This is a genomic window from Citrobacter sp. CFNIH10, assembly GCF_002934585.1.
Lineage (GTDB): Bacteria > Pseudomonadota > Gammaproteobacteria > Enterobacterales > Enterobacteriaceae > Citrobacter_A > Citrobacter_A amalonaticus.
In genome coordinates, this window is the sequence record NZ_CP026216.1 from 2609673 (window position 1) to 2630846 (window position 21174).

17 protein-coding genes are annotated in these 21174 nt (G+C 53.3%); 8 read left to right on the forward strand and 9 right to left on the reverse strand.

Annotation, left to right across the window (positions count from 1 at the left end):
- Nucleotides 1-22 precede the first annotated feature (22 nt).
- The 5 genes from C2U53_RS16010 (at nt 23) to hemH (ending at nt 4898) form a co-directional block, all read left to right on the forward strand.
- Complete coding sequence (locus C2U53_RS16010) at nt 23-352, forward strand: YbaB/EbfC family nucleoid-associated protein (RefSeq protein WP_001515903.1); 330 nt, start codon at nt 23-25, stop codon at nt 350-352.
- Nucleotides 352-957 (forward strand): recombination mediator RecR, encoded by a 606-nt coding sequence (gene recR / locus C2U53_RS16015; protein ID WP_043001549.1) that lies wholly within the window; start codon nt 352-354, stop codon nt 955-957. The genes C2U53_RS16010 and recR overlap by 1 nt, the downstream gene beginning before the upstream one ends.
- Before the next feature lie 110 nt (nt 958-1067).
- Nucleotides 1068-2942 (forward strand): molecular chaperone HtpG, encoded by a 1875-nt coding sequence (gene htpG / locus C2U53_RS16020; protein ID WP_044258926.1) that lies wholly within the window; start codon nt 1068-1070, stop codon nt 2940-2942.
- A gap of 185 nt (nt 2943-3127) precedes the next feature.
- Nucleotides 3128-3772, forward strand: coding sequence for an adenylate kinase (gene adk, locus C2U53_RS16030; RefSeq protein WP_043001547.1), 645 nt, complete (start codon nt 3128-3130; stop codon nt 3770-3772).
- A 163-nt stretch (nt 3773-3935) separates the two neighbouring features.
- Nucleotides 3936-4898, forward strand: a complete 963-nt coding sequence (gene hemH / locus C2U53_RS16035) for a ferrochelatase (protein ID WP_104446103.1) — start codon at nt 3936-3938, stop codon at nt 4896-4898.
- On the opposite strand, the gene aes is transcribed toward hemH, so the two are convergent.
- Complete coding sequence (aes, locus tag C2U53_RS16040; RefSeq protein WP_090048821.1) at nt 4895-5866, reverse strand: acetyl esterase; 972 nt, start codon at nt 5864-5866, stop codon at nt 4895-4897. The genes hemH and aes overlap by 4 nt on opposite strands.
- Before the next feature lie 141 nt (nt 5867-6007).
- On the opposite strand from aes, the gene gsk reads away from it, so the two are divergent.
- Nucleotides 6008-7312 carry an inosine/guanosine kinase gene (gene gsk, locus C2U53_RS16045; protein ID WP_104446104.1) on the forward strand — a complete coding sequence of 435 codons (1305 nt, stop codon included), beginning with the start codon at nt 6008-6010 and terminating at the stop codon, nt 7310-7312.
- 119 nt (nt 7313-7431) lie between these two features.
- Here gsk and ybaL read toward each other — a convergent pair whose 3' ends face one another.
- Nucleotides 7432-9108, reverse strand: a complete 1677-nt coding sequence (gene ybaL, locus C2U53_RS16050; RefSeq protein ID WP_043001543.1) for a YbaL family putative K(+) efflux transporter — start codon at nt 9106-9108, stop codon at nt 7432-7434.
- 213 nt (nt 9109-9321) lie between these two features.
- Nucleotides 9322-10542, reverse strand: a complete 1221-nt coding sequence (gene fsr / locus C2U53_RS16055; protein ID WP_104446105.1) for a fosmidomycin MFS transporter — start codon at nt 10540-10542, stop codon at nt 9322-9324.
- Between the two features lie 225 nt (nt 10543-10767).
- Here fsr and ushA point away from each other — a divergent pair, with 225 nt between their 5' ends.
- Nucleotides 10768-12420 (forward strand): bifunctional UDP-sugar hydrolase/5'-nucleotidase UshA, encoded by a 1653-nt coding sequence (gene ushA / locus C2U53_RS16060; RefSeq protein WP_104446106.1) that lies wholly within the window; start codon nt 10768-10770, stop codon nt 12418-12420.
- Between the two features lie 108 nt (nt 12421-12528).
- Here the strand turns inward: ushA and ybaK are convergent, their stop codons facing one another.
- The 3 genes from ybaK to copA all read right to left on the reverse strand — a co-directional run bounded on the left by ybaK (nt 12529) and on the right by copA (nt 16605).
- Entirely contained in the window at nt 12529-13008 is a 480-nt protein-coding gene (gene ybaK, locus C2U53_RS16065) for a Cys-tRNA(Pro)/Cys-tRNA(Cys) deacylase YbaK (protein ID WP_043001540.1), read from the reverse strand.
- Nucleotides 13009-13210: 202 nt separating this feature from the next.
- On the reverse strand, nt 13211-14005 hold the full coding sequence (locus C2U53_RS16070; RefSeq protein ID WP_104446107.1) for a TraB/GumN family protein: 795 nt from the start codon (nt 14003-14005) through the stop codon (nt 13211-13213).
- Between the two features lie 98 nt (nt 14006-14103).
- Nucleotides 14104-16605: a copper-exporting P-type ATPase CopA gene (gene copA / locus C2U53_RS16075; RefSeq protein WP_043001538.1), complete on the reverse strand. Its 2502-nt coding sequence runs from the start codon at nt 16603-16605 to the stop codon at nt 14104-14106.
- 292 nt (nt 16606-16897) lie between these two features.
- Between copA and C2U53_RS16080 the strand changes: the two genes are divergently transcribed.
- Nucleotides 16898-18004 (forward strand): acyltransferase, encoded by a 1107-nt coding sequence (locus C2U53_RS16080; RefSeq protein WP_043001537.1) that lies wholly within the window; start codon nt 16898-16900, stop codon nt 18002-18004.
- 286 nt (nt 18005-18290) lie between these two features.
- Here C2U53_RS16080 and C2U53_RS16085 read toward each other — a convergent pair whose 3' ends face one another.
- The 3 genes from C2U53_RS16085 to C2U53_RS16095 all read right to left on the reverse strand — a co-directional run bounded on the left by C2U53_RS16085 (nt 18291) and on the right by C2U53_RS16095 (nt 21092).
- Nucleotides 18291-19004, reverse strand: coding sequence for an MgtC/SapB family protein (locus C2U53_RS16085; protein WP_043001536.1), 714 nt, complete (start codon nt 19002-19004; stop codon nt 18291-18293).
- A 62-nt stretch (nt 19005-19066) separates the two neighbouring features.
- Nucleotides 19067-20050 (reverse strand): nucleoside hydrolase, encoded by a 984-nt coding sequence (locus C2U53_RS16090; protein WP_044265276.1) that lies wholly within the window; start codon nt 20048-20050, stop codon nt 19067-19069.
- A 10-nt stretch (nt 20051-20060) separates the two neighbouring features.
- Nucleotides 20061-21092 (reverse strand): LacI family DNA-binding transcriptional regulator, encoded by a 1032-nt coding sequence (locus C2U53_RS16095; protein WP_104446108.1) that lies wholly within the window; start codon nt 21090-21092, stop codon nt 20061-20063.
- Nucleotides 21093-21174: the final 82 nt, after the last annotated feature.

Below are 21174 nucleotides of genomic sequence, written 5' to 3' on the forward strand. Positions count from 1 at the left end.
AACGTGATTGAGAGAGAAGCCTATGTTTGGTAAAGGCGGTCTGGGTAACCTGATGAAGCAGGCCCAGCAGATGCAGGAAAAAATGCAGCAGATGCAGGAAGAAATCGCGAAGCTGGAAGTGACCGGTGAATCCGGTGCGGGTCTGGTGAAAGTGACCATCAACGGCGCGCATAACTGCCGTCGCGTGGAGATCGACCCAAGCCTGCTCGAAGATGACAAAGAGATGCTGGAAGATCTGGTTGCTGCTGCGTTTAACGATGCTGCCCGTCGCATTGAAGAGACCCAGAAAGAAAAAATGGCCTCTGTCTCCTCCGGTATGCAACTGCCGCCAGGCTTTAAGATGCCGTTCTGATGCAAACCAGCCCGCTGTTAACTCAGCTTATGGAAGCACTGCGTTGCCTGCCGGGCGTTGGCCCGAAGTCGGCGCAGCGCATGGCGTTTACGCTGCTTCAGCGTGACCGCAGCGGCGGGATGCGTCTGGCGCAAGCGCTCACCCGGGCGATGTCGGAAATCGGTCACTGCGCCGATTGCCGCACTTTCACCGAGCAAGAGGTTTGCAATATCTGTTCAAATCCGCGTCGTCAGGAAAACGGCCAGATTTGCGTGGTCGAGAGTCCTGCGGATATCTATGCGATTGAACAGACCGGGCAGTTTTCCGGACGCTACTTCGTGCTGATGGGGCATTTGTCGCCGCTCGACGGCATCGGGCCAGATGATATCGGTCTCGACAGACTTGAGCAGCGCCTGTCCTGCGAGCAACTCAGTGAAGTGATCCTCGCGACCAACCCGACGGTCGAAGGGGAAGCCACGGCGAACTACATTGCTGAACTCTGCGCGCAATATGGCGTTGACGCCAGCCGTATCGCACACGGCGTGCCGGTCGGCGGTGAACTGGAGATGGTGGACGGTACCACGCTGTCGCATTCTCTGGCAGGACGCCACAAGATTAAATTCTGAACAAACGGAGGCTGTGCTCGCGGCCTCCGCTTGAAATCCCCCCCGGTTGTCCCCATTTCACCCTCAACGTGTTTTTACCATTGAAAATGGCATTGTTGAGGTAGATCTACATGAAAGGACAAGAAACTCGTGGTTTTCAGTCAGAAGTAAAACAGCTTCTGCATCTGATGATCCATTCTCTGTATTCCAATAAAGAAATCTTCCTGCGTGAGCTTATCTCTAACGCCTCCGATGCGGCAGACAAGCTGCGTTTTCGCGCGCTGTCGAACCCGGACCTCTATGAAGGCGACGGTGAACTGCGTGTACGCGTCTCCTTCGATAAAGATAAGCGTACGTTGACCATCGCCGATAACGGCGTGGGGATGAACCGTGATGACGTGATCGATCATCTGGGGACCATCGCGAAGTCCGGGACCAAATCCTTCCTTGAATCCATGGGCTCCGATCAGGCGAAAGACAGCCAACTGATTGGTCAGTTTGGCGTAGGCTTCTATTCGGCCTTTATTGTCGCGGATAAAGTCACAGTCCGCACTCGTGCCGCAGGCGACAAGCCGGAGAACGGCGTGTTCTGGGAATCAGCGGGCGAAGGTGAATACACCGTTGCCGATATCACCAAAGACGATCGCGGAACGGAAATCACGCTGCATCTGCGTGAAGGCGAAGACGAGTTCCTCGATGACTGGCGCGTACGTTCCATCATCAGCAAATATTCCGACCATATCGCCCTGCCGGTTGAGATAGAAAAACAGGAAGAGAAAGACGGCGAAACCGTCGTTACCTGGGAGAAAATCAACAAGGCGCAGGCGCTGTGGACCCGTAACAAGTCGGAAATCAAAGATGACGAGTACAACGAGTTTTACAAGCATATCGCGCACGATTTTACCGATCCACTGACCTGGAGCCACAACCGCGTAGAAGGGAAGCAGGAGTACACCAGTCTGCTGTACATCCCGTCGCGGGCACCGTGGGACATGTGGAACCGCGATCACAAACATGGCCTGAAGCTGTACGTCCAGCGCGTCTTTATCATGGACGACGCCGAGCAGTTCATGCCGAACTATTTGCGCTTCGTGCGAGGGCTTATTGATTCCAACGATCTGCCGCTGAACGTTTCTCGTGAGATCCTGCAGGACAGCACCGTCACCCGCAACCTGCGTAGCGCACTGACTAAGCGTGTTCTGCAGATGCTGGAAAAACTGGCGAAAGAGGATGTGGAAAAATACCAGACGTTCTGGCAGCAGTTTGGTCTGGTGATGAAAGAAGGGCCGGCGGAAGATCATGCTAACCAGGAAACCATCGCCAAACTGATGCGTTTCGCGTCGACGCATACCGACTCTTCTGCGCAGACCGTCTCTCTGGAAGACTACGTCTCTCGCATGAAAGAAGGGCAGGAGAAGATTTACTACATTACCGCTGACAGCTATGCGGCAGCGAAGAGCAGCCCGCACCTGGAACTGCTGCGTAAGAAAGGCATCGAAGTGCTGTTGCTCTCCGATCGCATTGACGAGTGGATGATGAACTACCTCACCGAGTTTGACGGTAAGGCGTTCCAGTCCGTCGCCAAAGCGGACGAGTCTATCGACAAGCTGGCCGATGAGGTTGATGAAAGCGCGAAAGAAGCGGAAAAAGCGCTGACACCGTTTGTTGAGCGCGTGAAAAACCTGCTGGGCGACCGGGTGAAAGACGTACGTCTGACGCACCGTCTGACCGATACGCCGGCGATTGTCACCACCGACGCGGACGAAATGAGCACCCAGATGGCAAAACTGTTTGCCGCAGCGGGTCAGAACGTACCGGAAGTGAAATACATCTTTGAACTCAATCCGGACCACGTGCTGGTGAAACGCACGGCGGATACCCAGGATGAAGCGCAATTCAACGAGTGGGTTGAACTGCTGCTGGATCAGGCGTTGTTTGCTGAGCGCGGCACGCTCGAAGATCCAAACCAGTTCATCCGCCGCATGAACCAACTGCTGGTTTCCTGATAACCGCGATGTGAATGCCGGATAAGCGTGATTGCTATCCGGCATTTCTTTTAATCGCCTCTCTTTTCTAAATTTTCCCTCATTAACCGTTTCAGCGCTGGCACCTTCCTTGAGACAAATGCGTGATGGTGGTATCGTTTAGCGCTTTTTTAAAAATATCGACAACCTTTAAGGGGATTTTCGTAATGCGTATCATTCTGCTTGGCGCTCCGGGCGCGGGTAAAGGAACTCAGGCTCAGTTCATCATGGAGAAGTATGGTATTCCGCAAATCTCCACCGGTGATATGCTGCGTGCCGCCGTGAAATCTGGCTCCGAGCTGGGCAAACAAGCGAAAGACATCATGGACGCCGGTAAGCTGGTGACGGATGAGCTGGTGATCGCGCTGGTAAAAGAGCGTATCGCGCAGGAAGATTGCCGTAACGGTTTTCTGTTAGATGGTTTCCCGCGCACGATTCCGCAGGCTGACGCCATGAAAGAAGCCGGTATCGTGGTGGATTATGTTCTCGAATTCGACGTACCGGATGAGCTGATCGTTGACCGTATCGTTGGTCGTCGCGTACACGCTGCGTCTGGCCGCGTTTACCACATCAAATTCAACCCGCCTAAGGTTGAAGGTAAAGACGACGTGACCGGCGAAGAGCTGACCACCCGTAAAGACGACCAGGAAGAGACCGTGCGTAAGCGTCTGGTGGAATACCATCAGATGACGGCACCGCTGATTGGTTACTACCAGAAAGAAGCGGCAGCAGGTAACACGCAATACGCGAAAGTTGACGGGACTCAGGCCGTTGCTGACGTGCGCGCCGCGCTGGAAAAAATCCTCGGTTAAGTTTTTCGCGTAGTGAACCTTTTATCAGGCCTGCCATTATCGCGTAGGCCTGATAAGCGTAGCGCCATCAGGCAAATTCTCGTTTTACCTCTCACAGCAATTAGTTCTTCTTACTCACTTTTCCGCTACAATTATCAACAATTTGAATCGATAAGAGGCGGTAATGCGTCAGACGAAAACCGGTATCCTGCTGGCAAATCTTGGTACTCCCGATGCCCCCACTCCGGCGGCAGTAACACGCTATCTCCGGCAATTCTTAAGCGATACACGCGTTGTCGATACGCCCCGTGTATTGTGGTGGCCGCTGCTGCGCGGCGTGATTTTGCCGCTTCGCGCCCCGCGTGTGGCAAAGCTTTATCAGTCTGTCTGGATGGAAGGCGGCTCTCCGCTAATGGTCTACAGCCGTCAACAGCAGCAGGCGCTTGCTGCGCGCTTGGTGGACACACCCGTCGCGCTGGGCATGAGCTATGGCTCGCCGTCACTGGAAAGCGCGGTGGACGAGCTGCTGGCAAACCACGTGGATCATATCGTCGTGCTGCCGCTGTACCCGCAATATTCCTGCTCAACGGTTGCTGCGGTCTGGGATGAGCTGGCGCGCATTCTGGCGCGTAAACGTCGTATTCCCGGCATTTCGTTTATTCGCGATTACGCCGACGATCGCGCTTATATTGACGCGCTGGCGAACAGTGCGCGGGCTTCGTTCGCCGAACACGGCGAACCGGATTTGCTGCTGTTGTCGTATCACGGTATCCCCCAGCGTTTTGCTGATGAAGGTGACGACTATCCGCAACGCTGTCGCGACACGACCCGTGAGTTGGTTTCTGCGCTCGGTCTGCCGCCAGAAAAAGTAATGATGACCTTCCAGTCGCGTTTTGGTCGTGAACCGTGGCTGACGCCCTACACGGATGAAACGCTGAAGATGTTAGGCGAGAAGGGAACGGGCCATATTCAGGTGATGTGTCCGGGCTTCGCGGCGGATTGTCTGGAGACGCTGGAAGAAATTGCGGTGCAGAATAAAGAGATCTTCCTCGAAGCGGGCGGTAAAAAGTATGAATATATTCCGGCGCTAAATGCCGCGCCGGAACATATCGATATGATGCTGAAACTGACGGCCCCGTACCGCTAACGTGCAGCGTTAATCTGCTGAGTGAAGAAACGCGCACCATCGCGTAAGGCGTCATCGGCAGATTTCATCATGCGTGAGTAGTGCAGAAAGGCGTGCAGCGTGCCGGGATACATTTTGTATTCGCAGGGCTGTTGGTGCGCCTGAAGCGTCTCGAAGAGCAGACGGCTGTCGTCGATCAGCGGGTCAAACTCCGCACCGGCGATAAAGCAGGGCGGCACATCGCGCGTCAGGTCGTTGTTGAACAGGCAATAGTACGGCGACTCGCGATCGTCGGCATCACGCAGATACATTTTTTCGTACATTTCCAAATCCTGACGGCTGAGACCGTCCCAGTCGCCGCCCATCAGTCGTCGACTTGCTGAGTCCTGTAAGCCGTACAGTCCATACCACAACAGCACGCCCGCCACCTTTCCACAAAATATGTGCTTATCGCGCAGCCACAGCGCGCTGGCGAGCGACAGCATCGCGCCAGCGGAATCACCGGCAAAGCCAATGTGCGTCATGTTCAACTGATAGTCGTCCGCCTGCTGATAAAAGAACTGACAGGCGGCAATGGTCTCTTCAATGGCCTGCGGAAAGCGCGCCTCAGGTGAGAGTGAATAGTCGACGCCGATTACCGTGCACTGGGTATAGCTTGCCAGCAGGCGCATGATTCGGTCATGGGTATCCAGATTCCCGAGAATACAACCGCCACCGTGCAGGTAAAACAGCGTGGCCTGACTGTCTGGCGTTGGGCTGTACAGGCGCGTTGTCACCTCTCCCCAGCGCGTGGGGAGGGCGTATTCCCGCGTTGGCATTTGCGGTGCATCCGCGTTCCAGAAGCGCCGTTCAAGAATGTAGTGTTGGCGCATCGCTGGCACATCATCGGCGGCAGGCCAGGGAGGCAAATCGTCCTGCCGGACATTCAGCACCGCGCGCATCTCGTCTGAAATGCTGGCCAGTACGGGAAGTTTATTCTCTGGTTTCATAAAACGCTCCTTGTGAAATCGACCCATTGTAAAAGCTTCCGTCGTGGAAACTGCGATCCGTTCGTCTGTTATTGAAACTCTGTCGTCCAGAGGGGAATGTGCTACCATGCACCGCTCAGTTATCCACCTGTAAAAACAGCTATGAAATTTCCCGGTAAACGCAAATCCAAACACTATTTCCCTGTCAACGCACGCGATCCACTGCTGCAACAAATCCAGCCTGAAAATGAAACCAGCGCCGCATGGGTGGTGGGGATCGATCAAACGCTGGTCGATATTGAAGCGAAAGTGGATGACGCGTTTGTACAACGTTATGGACTGAGTGCCGGGCATTCACTGGTGATTGAAGACGATGTGGCCGAAGCGCTGTATCAGGAACTGGTGCGTGACAATCTGATCACCCATCAGTTTGCCGGTGGCACGATTGGTAACACCATGCACAACTACTCCGTGCTGGCCGATGACCGTTCGGTGTTGCTGGGCGTGATGTGCAGCAACATCGAAATTGGCAGCTACGCTTACCGCTATTTGTGCAACACCTCCAGCCGGACCGACCTCAACTATCTGCAGGGCGTTGACGGGCCGATTGGCCGCTGCTTTACCCTGATAGGCGAATCCGGTGAGCGTACCTTCGCCATCAGCCCAGGGCACATGAATCAGTTGCGCGCGGAAAGCATTCCGGAAACGGTGATTGCCGGGGCATCGGCGCTGGTGCTGACCTCCTATCTGGTACGCTGCAAGCCGGGCGAGCCGATGCCGGAAGCCACCATGAAGGCCATTGAGTACGCTAAAAAGCACAATGTGCCCGTGGTGCTGACGCTTGGGACCAAATTCGTGATCGCCGATAACCCACAGTGGTGGCAGGATTTCCTGAAAGAGAATGTCTCAATCCTGGCAATGAATGAAGAAGAGGCCGAAGCGCTGACCGGTGAAAACGATCCGCTGCTGGCATCTGATAAAGTGCTGGACTGGGTCGATCTGGTGTTGTGTACCGCCGGACCGGTAGGGCTGTACATGGCGGGCTTTACCGAAGAGGAAGCCAAACGCAAAACTCAACACCCGTTGTTGCCTGGGGCGATTGCCGAATTTAACCAATATGAGTTCAGCCGCGCGATGCGCCATAAAGACTGTCGCAATCCGCTGCGCGTCTATTCCCATATCGCGCCGTATATGGGCGGTCCTGAAAAGATCATGAACACCAATGGCGCAGGTGACGGCGCGCTGGCGGCGCTGCTGCACGATATTACCGCCAACAGCTATCACCGTTCGAACGTGCCGAATTCCAGTAAGCACAAGTTCACCTGGCTGACCTATTCGTCATTAGCTCAGGTGTGTAAATATGCCAATCGTGTGAGTTATCAGGTACTGAACCAGCACTCTCCGCGTCTGACGCGTGGACTGCCGGAGCGTGAGGATAGCCTCGAAGAGTCGTACTGGGATCGTTAAGTCATTATGCCGGATGGCGACGTAAACGTCCTATCCGGCCTGGCGTAACCATTATCTGTGTCATCACGTAGGCCTGATAAGCGAAGCGCCATCAGGCAAACGAGCCGATGCCACGACGATCACCCGGTCACGATTTCACCCGCAGGGGGTGTTTCCAGCAATTCCAGCATCGTACGGGCGATTTCACGCTCGCCCATCACGACCTGATTAGCGCCGCGTTCGGTAATGTACTCGACCTCATCGTCATAATGCGCACGAGCAATAATCTCAATATTCGGGCATTTCTCGCGGGCAGACGCAACAATTTCACCGGCCTCATAGCCGTTCGGGATGGTGAGGATCAGCCAGCGGGCGCAGTCCAGATGCGCCAGATTCATAATCTCTTCATTGGCGGCATTCCCCAGCACCGCGCGGATCCCGCGCTCGCGTAGTTCATCCACTCGTGTCCGCGACGTTTCGATAACCACTAACGGCATCCCGGCCGCCATCAGTTTTTCACCGAGCAGACTGCCGACACGGCCAAAACCGACCAGCAGCGCGTGGTTGCAGATATCCACCGGAATTTGCTTCTCTTCCTCGATAGCCTCTTCCAGCGTTTGTTCTTCCAGCGTCTCGGTTTTTGCCAGATATTTTTCCAGCAGAGCAAACAGCACCGGGTTGAGCATAATCGACAGAATCGCCCCTGCCAGCACCAGATTTTGCCCTTCCTGCGGCAGCAGGTTCAGCGCCATCCCCAGACCGGCGAGAATAAAGGCGAATTCACCAATCTGCGCCAGGCTGGCGGCGATGGTCAGTGCGGTGCGCGGCGAGTGGCCAAACAGACGCACCAGGAAAAAGGCGGCGACCGACTTACCAAAGATAATGATGGCAAGCGTTGCCAGCACTGCCAGCGGTTGTTGGATCAGAATCAGCGGATCAAACAGCATACCGACGGAGACAAAGAACAGGACGGCAAACGCGTCGCGCAGCGGCAGGGTATCGTGGGCCGCGCGGTGGCTCAGTTCCGATTCATTCAGTACCATCCCGGCAAAGAACGCGCCCAGCGCGAAGGAGACATCAAACAGTTCCACCGCGCCGAAAGCGATACCTAATGCCAGCGCCAGTACGGAAAGGGTAAACAGTTCGCGGGAGCCGGTTGCCGCGCTGCGCGCCATAATCCACGGTACCAGACGGCGGCCAACCAGCATCATAATGGCGATAAAGGCGATAACTTTACCGATGGTAATGCCCATGTCGACGGCCAGCGAGGCGAAGCCGACGTTACCTTTTTCCACCATTCCGGCGACGGCTGGCAGCAGAACCAGCGTCAGTACCATTACCAGATCTTCAACAATCAGCCAGCCGATGGCAATCTGCCCTCGCTGACTGTCGACCAGTTGTCGTTCTTCAAGCGCGCGCAGCAGCACCACGGTACTGGCGGTTGAAAGACATAAACCAAAGACGATACCGGTCATCAGCGACCAACCCAGCATGGCGGAAAGGGCCATACCCAACAGCGTCGCCACGGCTATCTGGGCGATCGCGCCGGGAATGGCTATCGACTTTACCGCCATCAAATCCTTCAGTGAAAAGTGCAAACCGACGCCGAACATCAGCAGAATAACGCCAAGCTCAGCGAGCTCCGGCGCAAGTTTGGTATCAGCCACAAAGCCTGGCGTAAAAGGACCGGCCAGAACGCCCGCTAACAGATATCCCACCAGAGGAGAAATACGCAGTTTATTGGCAAGCATGCCGAGTATAAAAGCGAGCACAAGGCCGCCAACAATGGTGGTGATAAGCGGGGTGGCGTGATGCATTCCGTCTCCTTTGGTAGCTGATTTCCAAAATTCCAGGTAATAGTTTATGACAATTTTGACTATTATGTTTATGAATAATTATTGAATTTTGAAGAAAACTGCAATTTGAGCTGAAAAAAGCACGGATCGGAAAACGAATGGGTTGTAGACAGAGCAAAGGCTTATGGCAGCAGGCTGAGAGGGCGGCTAAAGTTTAGCTTTAGCCGCAAAAACTCAGGCTTTATGCCGGTTATCAGGTAGGAATATGGTCAAGATCCCCAGAAGTGGCAGGAAAGCACAGATTTTATAGACTAACTCGATGCTGGTATGGTCAGCGAGCAGACCTAACACCGCGGCTCCCAGGCCACCCATCCCAAAGGCAAAACCAAAAAACAGACCAGAAACCATGCCGATACGACCCGGCAGTAGCTCCTGGGCATACACCAGAATGGCGGAAAACGCCGAGGCGAGAATAAAACCAATGATCACCGTTAAAATGCCGGTCCAGTGCAGGGTGGCATAAGGTAAAATCAACGTAAACGGCGCGACGCCGAGGATAGAGCCCCAAATGACATATTTTCTGCCAATCTTATCGCCTAAAGGCCCGCCAATTACCGTTCCTGCAGCAACCGCAAACAGGAAAGCAAAGAGGTGAAATTGCGCGTTTTGTACCGATAATCCGAATTTTTGCATCAGATAAAAGGTGTAATAGCTGCTGATGCTCGCCATATAGAAGTATTTCGAGAAAATCAGGATCAGCAGGACGCTGACCGCAAGCACCACCTTATTGCGCGGCAGTGGATTGATAATCGTTGCTTTTGGTTTCCCCTTGCTCATTCGATGCTGCGCGGCATACCAGCGGCTAATTTGCGCCAGCACAACAATGGCCAGCAGCGCCGCAAGAACGAACCAGGCCACATTACCTTTGCCGTAAGGGGCGATAATCACTGCCGCCAACAACGGACCGAGGGAGCTACCAAAGTTACCGCCCACCTGGAAGATGGACTGGGCAAGACCGTGGCGTCCGCCTGAGGCCATACGCGCCACACGGGACGATTCCGGGTGGAATACCGAAGAACCGGTGCCGACCAGCGCGGCAGCCAACAGCACGGTGCCAAAACTGCCGGCCATTGCCAACAGCACCAGACCGCTTAGCGTAAAGCACATGCCAATCGGCAGCGACCACGGCATCGGGTACTTATCGGTCCAGTAGCCAACCACCGGTTGTAGTAGCGAAGAGGCCAACTGGAAGGTCAGGGTGATCATCCCTATCTGCATAAAGGTCAGTGAAAATTCGGACTGTAATAGCGGATAGATCGCCAGAATTAACGACTGAATCATATCGTTAAGCAGGTGTGAAAGGCTGATCGCGCCTAAAATGCCGAACGACGTGCGTACCTTAGCGACTGGCGCGGACGCACCAGGTGCTGGCTGGGTTTGTTCACTCATTGCCATAGAAAGTCACTTCTGTCTGATTTGCGATGTATGCGCTTTATCCTTCACGCTACCCGGATGCAACGTGAATGATGTTGCGCACAGGGGAATATCGTCATTGTGATTATTACCTGACTAACATACCTGCGGACGAGGTTTGAAGGAAGTCTCAATTCTGAAAACTTATTCGACTATTATTTCAGATAATTGTAATTTCAGCCGAGTGAAGGAATCAGGGAGAGAAACATGAAATTTTTAAAACGGGGTGTGGCGCTGGCACTGTTCGCTGCATTCACGCTGGCAAGTCAGCCTGCTCAGGCTTATGAAAAAGATAAAACCTATAAAATCACCATCCTGCATACCAACGATCACCATGGCCATTTCTGGCGCAGCGAATACGGCGAGTACGGTCTCTCAGCGCAAAAAACGCTGGTGGACGGGATTCGTCGCGAGGTGGCTGCCGAAGGGGGCAGCGTCCTGCTGCTGTCCGGCGGTGACATCAACACTGGCGTACCCGAATCGGATCTACAGGATACTGAGCCCGACTTTCGCGGGATGAACCTGATTGGTTATGACGCGATGGCGGTCGGTAACCACGAATTTGATAATCCGCTCACCGTCCTGCGTCAGCAGGAGAAGTGGGCGAAGTTCCCGTTTCTCTCAGCCAATATTTACCAGAAAAGTACCGGCGAGCGCCTGTTTAAACCCTGGGCCATTTTTAAACGCCAGGATTTGAAAATCGCGGTGATCGGTTTGACCACCGACGACACGGCGAAAATCGGTAACCCTGAGTTCTTCACCGATATTGAATTTCGCAAACCAGCGGAAGAGGCAAAGGTGGTGATTCAGGAATTGCAGATGAATGAAAAGCCGGACGTCATGATTGCCACCACTCATATGGGGCATTACGACAACGGCAACCACGGATCGAACGCGCCGGGCGACGTTGAAATGGCGCGCAGTCTGCCAGAGGGCGCGCTGGCGATGATTGTGGGTGGTCACTCACAGGACCCGGTGTGCATGGCGGCGGAAAATAAGAAACAGGTGGATTACGTTCCTGGTACGCCGTGTGCACCGGACAAACAGAATGGTATCTGGATCGTGCAGGCTCATGAGTGGGGGAAATACGTGGGTCGCGCGGACTTTGAGTTCCGTAACGGCGAGATGAAAATGGTCAACTATCAGCTGATTCCGGTGAACCTGAAGAAGAAAGTGACCTGGGAAGACGGGAAAAGTGAGCACGTACTTTACACCCCGGAAATCGCGGAGAATGCGCAGATGCTCTCGCTGTTGTCACCGTTCCAGAATAAAGGAAAAGCGCAGCTGGATGTGAAAATTGGTGCGGTGAATGACCGACTGGAAGGCGATCGCAGCAAGGTCCGTTTTGTACAAACCAACATGGGGCATTTGATTCTGGCTGCGCAAATGGCGCGCACCGGTGCCGATTTTGGCGTCATGAGCGGCGGCGGCATTCGTGACTCGATTGACGGCGGGGATATCACCTATAAAAGCGTGCTGAAGGTTCAGCCATTCGGCAACGTTGTCGTATATGCCGACATGAACGGTAAGGATGTGACGGATTATCTGACGGCCGTGGCGCAAATGAAACCGGACTCCGGCGCCTATCCGCAGTTTGCCAGGGTTAGCTTTGTGGCAAAAGAGGGCAAGCTCAACGATTTGAAAATCAACGGCGAGCCGGTTGACCCGGCAAAAACCTACCGTATGGCGACGCTCAGCTTTAACGCGACCGGCGGCGACGGCTATCCGCGTATTGATAACAAACCGGGGTACGTCAACACCGGGTTTATTGATGCGGAAGTGCTGAAGGAATACATTCAGAAAAACTCACCGCTGGATGCCAGTGCGTATGAGCCGAAGGGGGAAGTTAGCTGGCAGTAACAGGGCGGAGTGCCGGATGGCGGTGCGGGCACCTTATCCGGCCTACAGGTTAGTGCGGTTTCCTGGCCTGATAAGCGTCGCGCTATCAGGCCATCATTCTATAATCACTTAATCCCGGCGGGCGATATCGGCGAATTCAGCCTCCAGAATCGCGGCTAAATCAACCGCCGCCAGTTCAATATCCAGCCCGCGTTTGCCGCCAGAGACAAAAATGGTGTCAAACGTCCGGGCTGGCGCATCAATCAGCGTCGGTAGACGTTTTTTTTGTCCCAGTGGGCTAATGCCGCCGACCAGATACCCGGTCGTGCGTTGCGCAACCAGCGGATCGGCCATATCGACTTTTTTCGCGCCGAGCGCTTTGGCGACTTTTTTCAGATCCAGTTGTCCGGCCACCGGCGTGACTGCAACCGCCAGATGTTTCATATCGCCATTCACCGCCACCAGCAGCGTTTTGTACACCTGATCGGCATTCAGCCCTAACTTGCGCACCACCTCATCGCCGAAGTTGGTCTCGGCGGGATCGTGGTCGTAGGTATGGATCCTGAACGTAATTTTGTTTTTTTCGAGTAATTTAACGGCGGGTGTCATAGCTATTTTTCCTGGCTAAACCAAATGACGAGTCAAGCATATCTCTAACGAATGTTCGAAATATAGTACCATCTTGCGCAATTATGTTGGCAGGATGCAGAGTTTGAGCGACAATCGACATACACCGTCGCATTAAGCGGCGGCATAATAATAATGATGAAATTCCTCTTTGACGGGCCAATAGAAATATTGGCCACTTTTTTTATCGCATCAGCTCCGGTAGATTTCCCTCTCCATAAAGGTGCAGCGCGCCGACGGCCACCACATAGCGACCCGCAGGCAGTGCCGCCAGACGATCCCGCCAGGCGATATTGCGTTGATGCATCAGCACATCGTACAGCGACTGACTGAAGGTGTTGGGAAGCGTCAGGTGATTGTCCTGCGGCGGGGAGTCAAGCCACCAGCTCATCATCTGTTGCAGTAGCCGGGCGTTGGTGTGCCAGTGCGTTAGTGTGTCCTCCAGCAGCGCCAGGCCGTTGTCTGGCAGTTCACACAACAGTGCAATCTGGCTGGCGGCACCTTCCAGTTCAATCACCGGTTTTTCTGCCTTTTTCGCGGCCTGCAACAGTTGATAATCAATACCGTATTCCGGGCGTAATCCCAACTGTTGCGCCTGGGTGGCCTGCAACACCATCGCGATTTGCCACAGCGGTTGTGTGGAAAACAGCGTCGGAGAGATTCCCAATTCATCGGTCGCGTGATGCAGATTGCGCAACTGCTCCTCGCTGATGCGCTCTTCCAGTGCGGCAAATTCGGGTAGATCGGCAAAAGGGCTGTCATTGCCGGAGACGTCGGCCTCAACAATTAGTGCATCGGCGCTGTTAAGCTTTTTGAGCAGTCTGGCAGGGAGAGGGGACATATCGCGACTGCCCATATGAATACTGCCAATCAGGTGGAAATGGCGGTTGCCGGGCAACGAAACATCAATGGCGGGCCAGGTATAGCGATTGCCGGATAGCGTAGCGAAGAATGTTTTTACCCGGTAAAACAGATCCATGCGACCTCCCTAATCAGAAGCCCATGCTAACGCGTGGCCCAGGGGTGTGCAATGTGTGAATTGCCGGATGGCGGCGCTAAAACGCCATCCGGCATCGCTTACTCTTTCGGTTTAAAGCGCAGCAGTCGGTTCGCATTGCTCACCACGGTAATGGACGAGAGCGCCATCGCCGCACCGGCAACCACCGGGTTCAGCAACGTACCGGTAAACGGCCACAGAATACCGGCTGCAACAGGAATACCGATGCTGTTGTAGATGAATGCGCCAAGCAGGTTTTGCTTCATGTTTCGAAGCGTTGCGCGGGAAATAGACAGTGCATCTGCCACGCCCATCAGGCTATGACGCATCAGGGTAATTGCAGCGGTTTCGATAGCCACATCGCTGCCGCCGCCCATTGCGATCCCGACATCGGCTTGCGCCAGCGCCGGTGCATCATTGATGCCGTCACCGACCATCGCCACCTGACGCCCCTGGCTTTGCAGACGTTTAATGGCATCGGCTTTACCGTCCGGCAGAACGCCGGCAATCACCTCATCAATTCCCGCCTCTTTGGCGATGGCGTTAGCCGTCGTCGGGTTATCGCCGGTTAACATCACCAGACGATAGCCGGCGCGGTGCAGTCGCTGAAGGGCGGCCACGCTGTCGCTACGCAACGGATCGCGCACGGCCAGCAGCGCTGCCGCTTTACCATCAATCGCCAGCAGCACCGGCGTAGCGCCCTGAGAAGCCTGGGCCGATATCTCGGTTTCCAGTTCGCGAGTGTCAACCTGCTGCTCGTTCAGCAGGGCCTGGTTGCCCAACAACAGCGTATGCCCTTCGGCTTCACCGCTAACGCCTAATCCACGCAGGGTGCGGAAACCGTTGACCTGCGGCAGTGCACCATCACCGGCTTTGTCGAGAATCGCTCGCGCCAGAGGGTGGCTGGAGCCTTGCTCAAGCGCCGCCGCCAGACGCAGCACCTGCGCCTCGTCAGTCTCGCCTACGGTTTTAATCGCCACCACCTGGGGTTTGCCTTCGGTCAGTGTCCCGGTTTTGTCGAAGACCACGGTATCCAGAGTGCTGGCGCGCTGCAGCGCATCGGCATCACGCACCAGTACGCCAAACTCAGCCGCACGACCCACGCCGGAAATAATAGACATTGGTGTTGCCAGACCCAGCGCACACGGACAGGCAATAATCAGTACTGTGGTTGCAATCACCAGGGTGTAGACAATTTGTGGCGCCGGGCCAAAGAAGTACCAGATACCCGCGCTGACCAGCGCAATCACGACCACAACCGGAACAAACACGGCGGAAATCTTATCGGCCATCTGACCGATTTCCGGCTTACTGCTCTGGGCCTGGCGCACCATACGGATAATGCGCGACAGCGTAGTATGGCTGCCGACTGCGCTGGCGCGGAACAACACGCTGCCATCCTGCACAACGGTACCGGCATGCACACTGTCGCCTTCCCCTTTTTGCTGTGGGATAGGTTCGCCGGTAAGCATCGCCTCATCCAGCCAGGCTTCGCCCTGGGTGATTTCACCGTCAACCGGTACGCGGTCGCCGGTGGTCAGACGCAACAGCATCCCCGGTTGAACCTCTGCCAGCGGTACGCTCTTTTCACCGTCTTCTGTCACCACTCGCGCCGTTGGCGGCGTGAGATCGAGTAATTTTTCCAGCGCCTTAGACGAGCGCTGACGCGCGCGGGCTTCCAGCATGTGTCCGAGGTTAATCAGACCAATGATCATCGCGCTGGCTTCATAATAAAGATGACGCGCTTCCATCGGGAACCACTGCGGCCACAGGTTGACGCTCATCGAGTACAACCAGGCTACGCCGGTGCCCAGCGCCACCAGGGTGTCCATCGTGGCGGTGCCGTTCATCAGGCTCTTCCACGCGCTGCGATAAAAATGGCCGCCGGCAAAAACCATCACGGCGAGCGTCGCCAGACCTATCGCCAGCCACAGGCTGCGGTTGTCGGCGGTCACCATCATGTTATCGCCCATCATCCCCCAGACCATCACGGGCACACCCACCAGCAGGGCGACAATCGCCTGCCAGCGGAAGCGTTTCATTGTCGCGACGGCGGTTTCCTGCTGGCGCTCACGGCGTTTGAGATCGTCTTCAATCGCTTCCGCGCCATAGCCGGCTTTTTCCACCGCCTGGACTAAATCGGCGGCGGACGCACTGCCCATCACCAGCGCAGTACGTTCCGCGAGGTTTACCCGTGCCTGCGTGACCCCGGGAACGCTTTGCAGCGCATTTTGTACCCGGGAAACACAGCTGGCGCAGCTCATGCCGCTTAACAGCAGCTGTTGGCTCTCATCTTCAGCCGTCGCTGCCGGAAGCTCAGGAGGGACCGCTGCCAGTGCTTCCGACGGGATTGATGACTCCGCCAGCGGTTTAGCCTTTGGGTGGCTTAACTCTGCGCCGTAACCGGCTTGTTTGATGGTGTCGATAAGCGCTTCGGCGCTGGCAGTGCCGGTGACGTGCGCTTCAGTCACGGTAACCTCAGCCTGTTCAACATCCGGGCGTTGTTCAAGACTCTCTTTTACGCGTTTGACGCAGTGACCGCAGGACAGGCCGTCCAGGGTCAGGTTGATAGTGTGAGACATCTCTTCACTCCTTTATTACAGGGATTAACTGACTGTGATAAAGGTTAAACCTTCCAGCAAGGGGAAGGTCAAGTGTTTAAATTGCTGATTGAAAGGGATTTTAAAATCAGTGTCCACATAGCGTCTACACTTCGACAAAAGTGTCCACATTACAATGACAAAGCCTCGCTATGCAGCGAGCTTCTCTGTGACATCGCTGTGAGCCGACACGTAAGTCACGACAGTGATGATTCATCATTGATAAAAGAGATGTTAATATCCACAAAAGTCATGAGATTAAACAAGAAAAATAATGAAATATATACTTGAATACGGATTCTATCTTAGCATATTAATTGTGACCGTTTTTATTACATCGAAGTCTCTGGGTATTAAACCGCAAAAGCATAAGTATGCCGCACTTGATGGTTTGCGCGGAATTTGTGCTGCCATGGTTGCCGTCTTTCATTTATACTGGCGAGCTGGCGGGGAATCTGATTTCTATTGGTCTCTTGATTACATTACTATAAGTAATGTTAAAAGAGCTATATATTTAACCGGTGAGTTATCTGTTGGTGTTTTTTTTATGCTTTCCGCATTTCTATTTTTCAGAAAAGCACTTGCAGAATCATTCAATGTTAAAGATTTCGCTATTTCACGGTTTATGAGGATATACCCACCAGTAATTGCAACGTTGTTTATTATCTACATTACAACATTTATCATGAATGTGGGTGGACACACTCCTGTTTGGGAATGGTTTATATCTTCACTTCCTTTTATTTTCAAAGCCCCCGGAGCAAATATCAATGGTATGTCTCTCCAAATTGCCACGTCTGGTGTTTTTTGGACATTGGTGTGGGAATTACGCTTGTACTTTGCGATACCACTTATATATCTAATTATGAAAAAAATAAAGTATAAGGAAGTATTTGTCGTTTCTCTAATGGTGCTTGTCTTAGGTTATAAGTATCTCATTGGTAATGAGCAATACTTGAGTTATATCATGTACTTTCTTGCGGGTTTCTTGGTTGCAACAATAAAAACCAACAAAAGACCGTCAGATCTAATATGCGTGTTGTTGCTTTTTTTAGCCTTGTATTTTACCAGGCATGCTTATAACACAACGACTCCACTTTATATGTTTATTGTGTTTTATACAATTAAGTGCGGGTGTGATTACTTTGGATTGCTAACTTCACGTCCCATTACTATGCTTGGAACATGTAGCTTTTCTCTTTATTTGATACATGGGATTACTCAAACAATATCAAAACATTATTTATATAATTATGGCGATTATATTTGGCAAATTTGCGCCATGATTACAGCGGGTATAGTTGCGCCTGTTATGTATAAGTATGTAGAGAGTCGAAGCACTGTGCGCAAGAAGCAGTACGAGCAGACAGCAGAGCAATAAGCTTTTCCTTTTGCCTTGTGTTGTGCAGGCATCAGTACGTTGTCAGCGCAAAACTGCGCTAGCGGGCGCGGTTTTGCGCTACACTGCACTATTTACTGGATGCAGTGAGCTACAATCCCCTAAGTGGAATGTCCACATTGTGTCCACACTCTGGAGGCAATACGGGGGTTTTGAGGGCTAGTTAAGTCTGTAAAATGCTGAATTGGCGCAGTATCTTACGTTGCTGCGCCACTTGAAAACCTTCCAGCAAGGGGAAGGTCAAGGGATTTGTTTTCACCCTGTTTTTTTAATGTTCCAGTGCGATGGCGCAGACATGTTCGAGGGTGGAAAGGTTGTTGTAAAGTTCCGGTAAGGTCATTTTTTTTCTAATCACGACTTTAAGATTAACCTCTATTTTCCCCTTTTTGACATCGCGGATGGTGATAGCTTCAATAATGTTTTTTTGCTGATTAATACTTTCCACCAGCGTTTGTAGCCCTGATTTTTCGTCAAGAATAATGCGAATCTTAACTTTACCGGGCAATTGATTTTTAGTTTGTAAAAAGATGACAAAATAGCTGAGCTTTATGGCCAGCAGGAACAGGCCTGTGGCAAGAAGCGCATGCATATAAAAACCGGCGCCACTGGTAATTCCCACTCCCGCAGAAGCCCATACAATGGCTGCGGTTGTCAGCCCGGAGATGGCGTCGTCATGGCGATGAAGGATAACACCTGCACCGAGAAAGCCTACGCCGCTGATAATTTGTGCGGCCAGGCGCATCGGATCGCTACGTATATTCATCGAGATTTCCGCGTAATACTCTGCTGACTGAATAGAGACGATGGTCAGAACGCAACTGGCGACGGAAATAATGACGCACGTTTTAAATCCGACAGGCTTTCCTTTCGATTCCCTTTCAAGACCGATGATCCCGCCGAGGATAAAAGCGACGCAAATTTTGCCCAGCGTAATTAACAGAGATTCTCCTTCACCGAATAAGAGGAAGGATAACGTATTCATATTTCCTCCGGAAAACTCACCTCAAACAGCGTAAAAAAGGTCTCCTTTTCTGACCCGTAACGCTAGGCGCGGTAGGTATGGATATAGTGCTCAATCAGCGAAAGAAGACGCCGGTTATCGATGCTCTGCAGAATTTTTACCCGCGCACCTTTTGGTTCAGGGATCCCTACATTGAGACGCAACGTGTCACGTCCATAGCGACAGGTCATACCGCGCGTGATGCCTTCCAGAGAGACATCCAGGTAATCTTCCTCCATTGTTGCCAGAGAGGGATCCAGTAACCAGGCAACGGTTAACGCATCATGGATCCAACATCCGGGCAGATGGCGGGTTTGCATAGAGTAGGTGATCCACGGACGAATGGTTTGCGCCAGATAACGGCTAAGCCCGTTTTCTGTTTTTGCCAGACGATCCAAATCGGCGTGAAGCATTTGAGTTTTCGTTGTCACATCCATCGGGACCAGCGTGACGGGCGCGCCGCTGGTAAGCACCGCATGAGCCGCCTCAGGATCCAGACCAAAATTGGTATCTTTCAGGTAGCCCGGCACATTGAATACGCCGCCCATAACAACGATATTTTTGACCGCGTGAACAATCTGCGGGTAAAGCTGCAGGGCAATGGCCACATTGGTGAGTGGACCGGTAGCAACCAACGTGATTTCACCAGGGTTATTACAGATGAGTTCACCTATCGCCTCGGGTGCATGGGGGGGCACCTGTTGGCACAATGCCGGGGCAGGAACTTCCGACCAGAGTTGCCGTAAGCCAAACTGATCGACACCCTGATCCAGTTTTTCACGCCATGGAAGCGGATCTTCCCGGAGCGCACGCGAGGCTCCACGGTAAACAGAAACGGGAATAGCCAATTGCGCAATGAGATCTTTAGCGACGGCATATCCCACATCTGCCGGCGTATTTCCTGCGACAGTAGTGATCATCTCCAGAGTGATTTGCGGAGCGGCAATCGCCAGCGCTAGCGCCAGGCCGTCATCAATATTCGCGCCGGGAATGCCATTGCCTGGATCGCAGTCAATTATGATACGCATCGATGTATTTTCACGTTGTCTCGGGTTGTACTTCATGTCCCTGGCAGCCACACGATTCTCCTGTTCGTAAATAAAACTCAAATTCAACGCGGCGAACCTCTCCATCCCAATTTTTCAGCATGTCAATTGCCGAACGAGCCATCTTATCGACCGGTTGCAGAACGGCGGTCAAAGAAGGGACGTTGTAAGCCGATTCATGTGTTGCGTTAAAACAGACCAGTGCAACATCTTCAGGGACGCGCAGCCCATGTTCCGCCAGGGCGCGTAAGCAACCCAGTGCCTGCTGTTCATTCGTCGCGAACAACGCGCGCGGTGGCTGGCGTTGCAGCATACGTTTTGTCGCCTCGTAACCTCCGGCGCGGGTATAGTTGGTCGAAAAAATCCATGAAGGATTGACCATTAGCGATGAGGCTTCCAGCGCCTGCTGCCAGCCCCGGATACGATCCTGAGTATTCAGCATTTCACGCGGGCCACAGATGATGCCGATGTCGCGATATCCGTGATCAATCAGATGTTGGGTTACCTGCATCGCCGCCTGTTGTTCATCAACCTGGATAACGCTGACGTTAAGTCCAGGATCCACGCGATCGAGCATAACGCAGGGCGTACCGCTCTCCTGAATCAAATTGATATAAGGATGGCGATCCACACTGGTGTAGATCAGCCCGTCAACCTGGCGGTGCAACATATTATTAATTAGTTCACGTTCACGGCAGCTACTGTCGCCCGCATCACCCAGCAGGAGTACTTTGCCATCAGCAAATGCTTCGTGTTGCAGAGCATGAGCCATAGAGGCGATAAACGGGTTCGAGATATCCGGTGCGACAAGCCCATAAGTTTGTGTACTCCCTGAAGCCAGCGCACGCGCGATGCCATTGGGTCGATAGCCGGTTTTCTTAATGGCCTGTAGTACACGTTGCCGGGTCGCTTCGGCAACGGGACGTGGACCATTATTAATAACGTAACTAACGACAGCGACGGACGTTCCCGCTTCTTTTGCCACGTCAGAACGTGTTACGCGTTGCGAATGTGATTGAGTCACGAGGCACCTACCTGATTGCGTTCAGAGTGATTTTTTCCAGACAGCATAAGGCGTTATGACCCAAAAATCTTTGGTAAAGAAC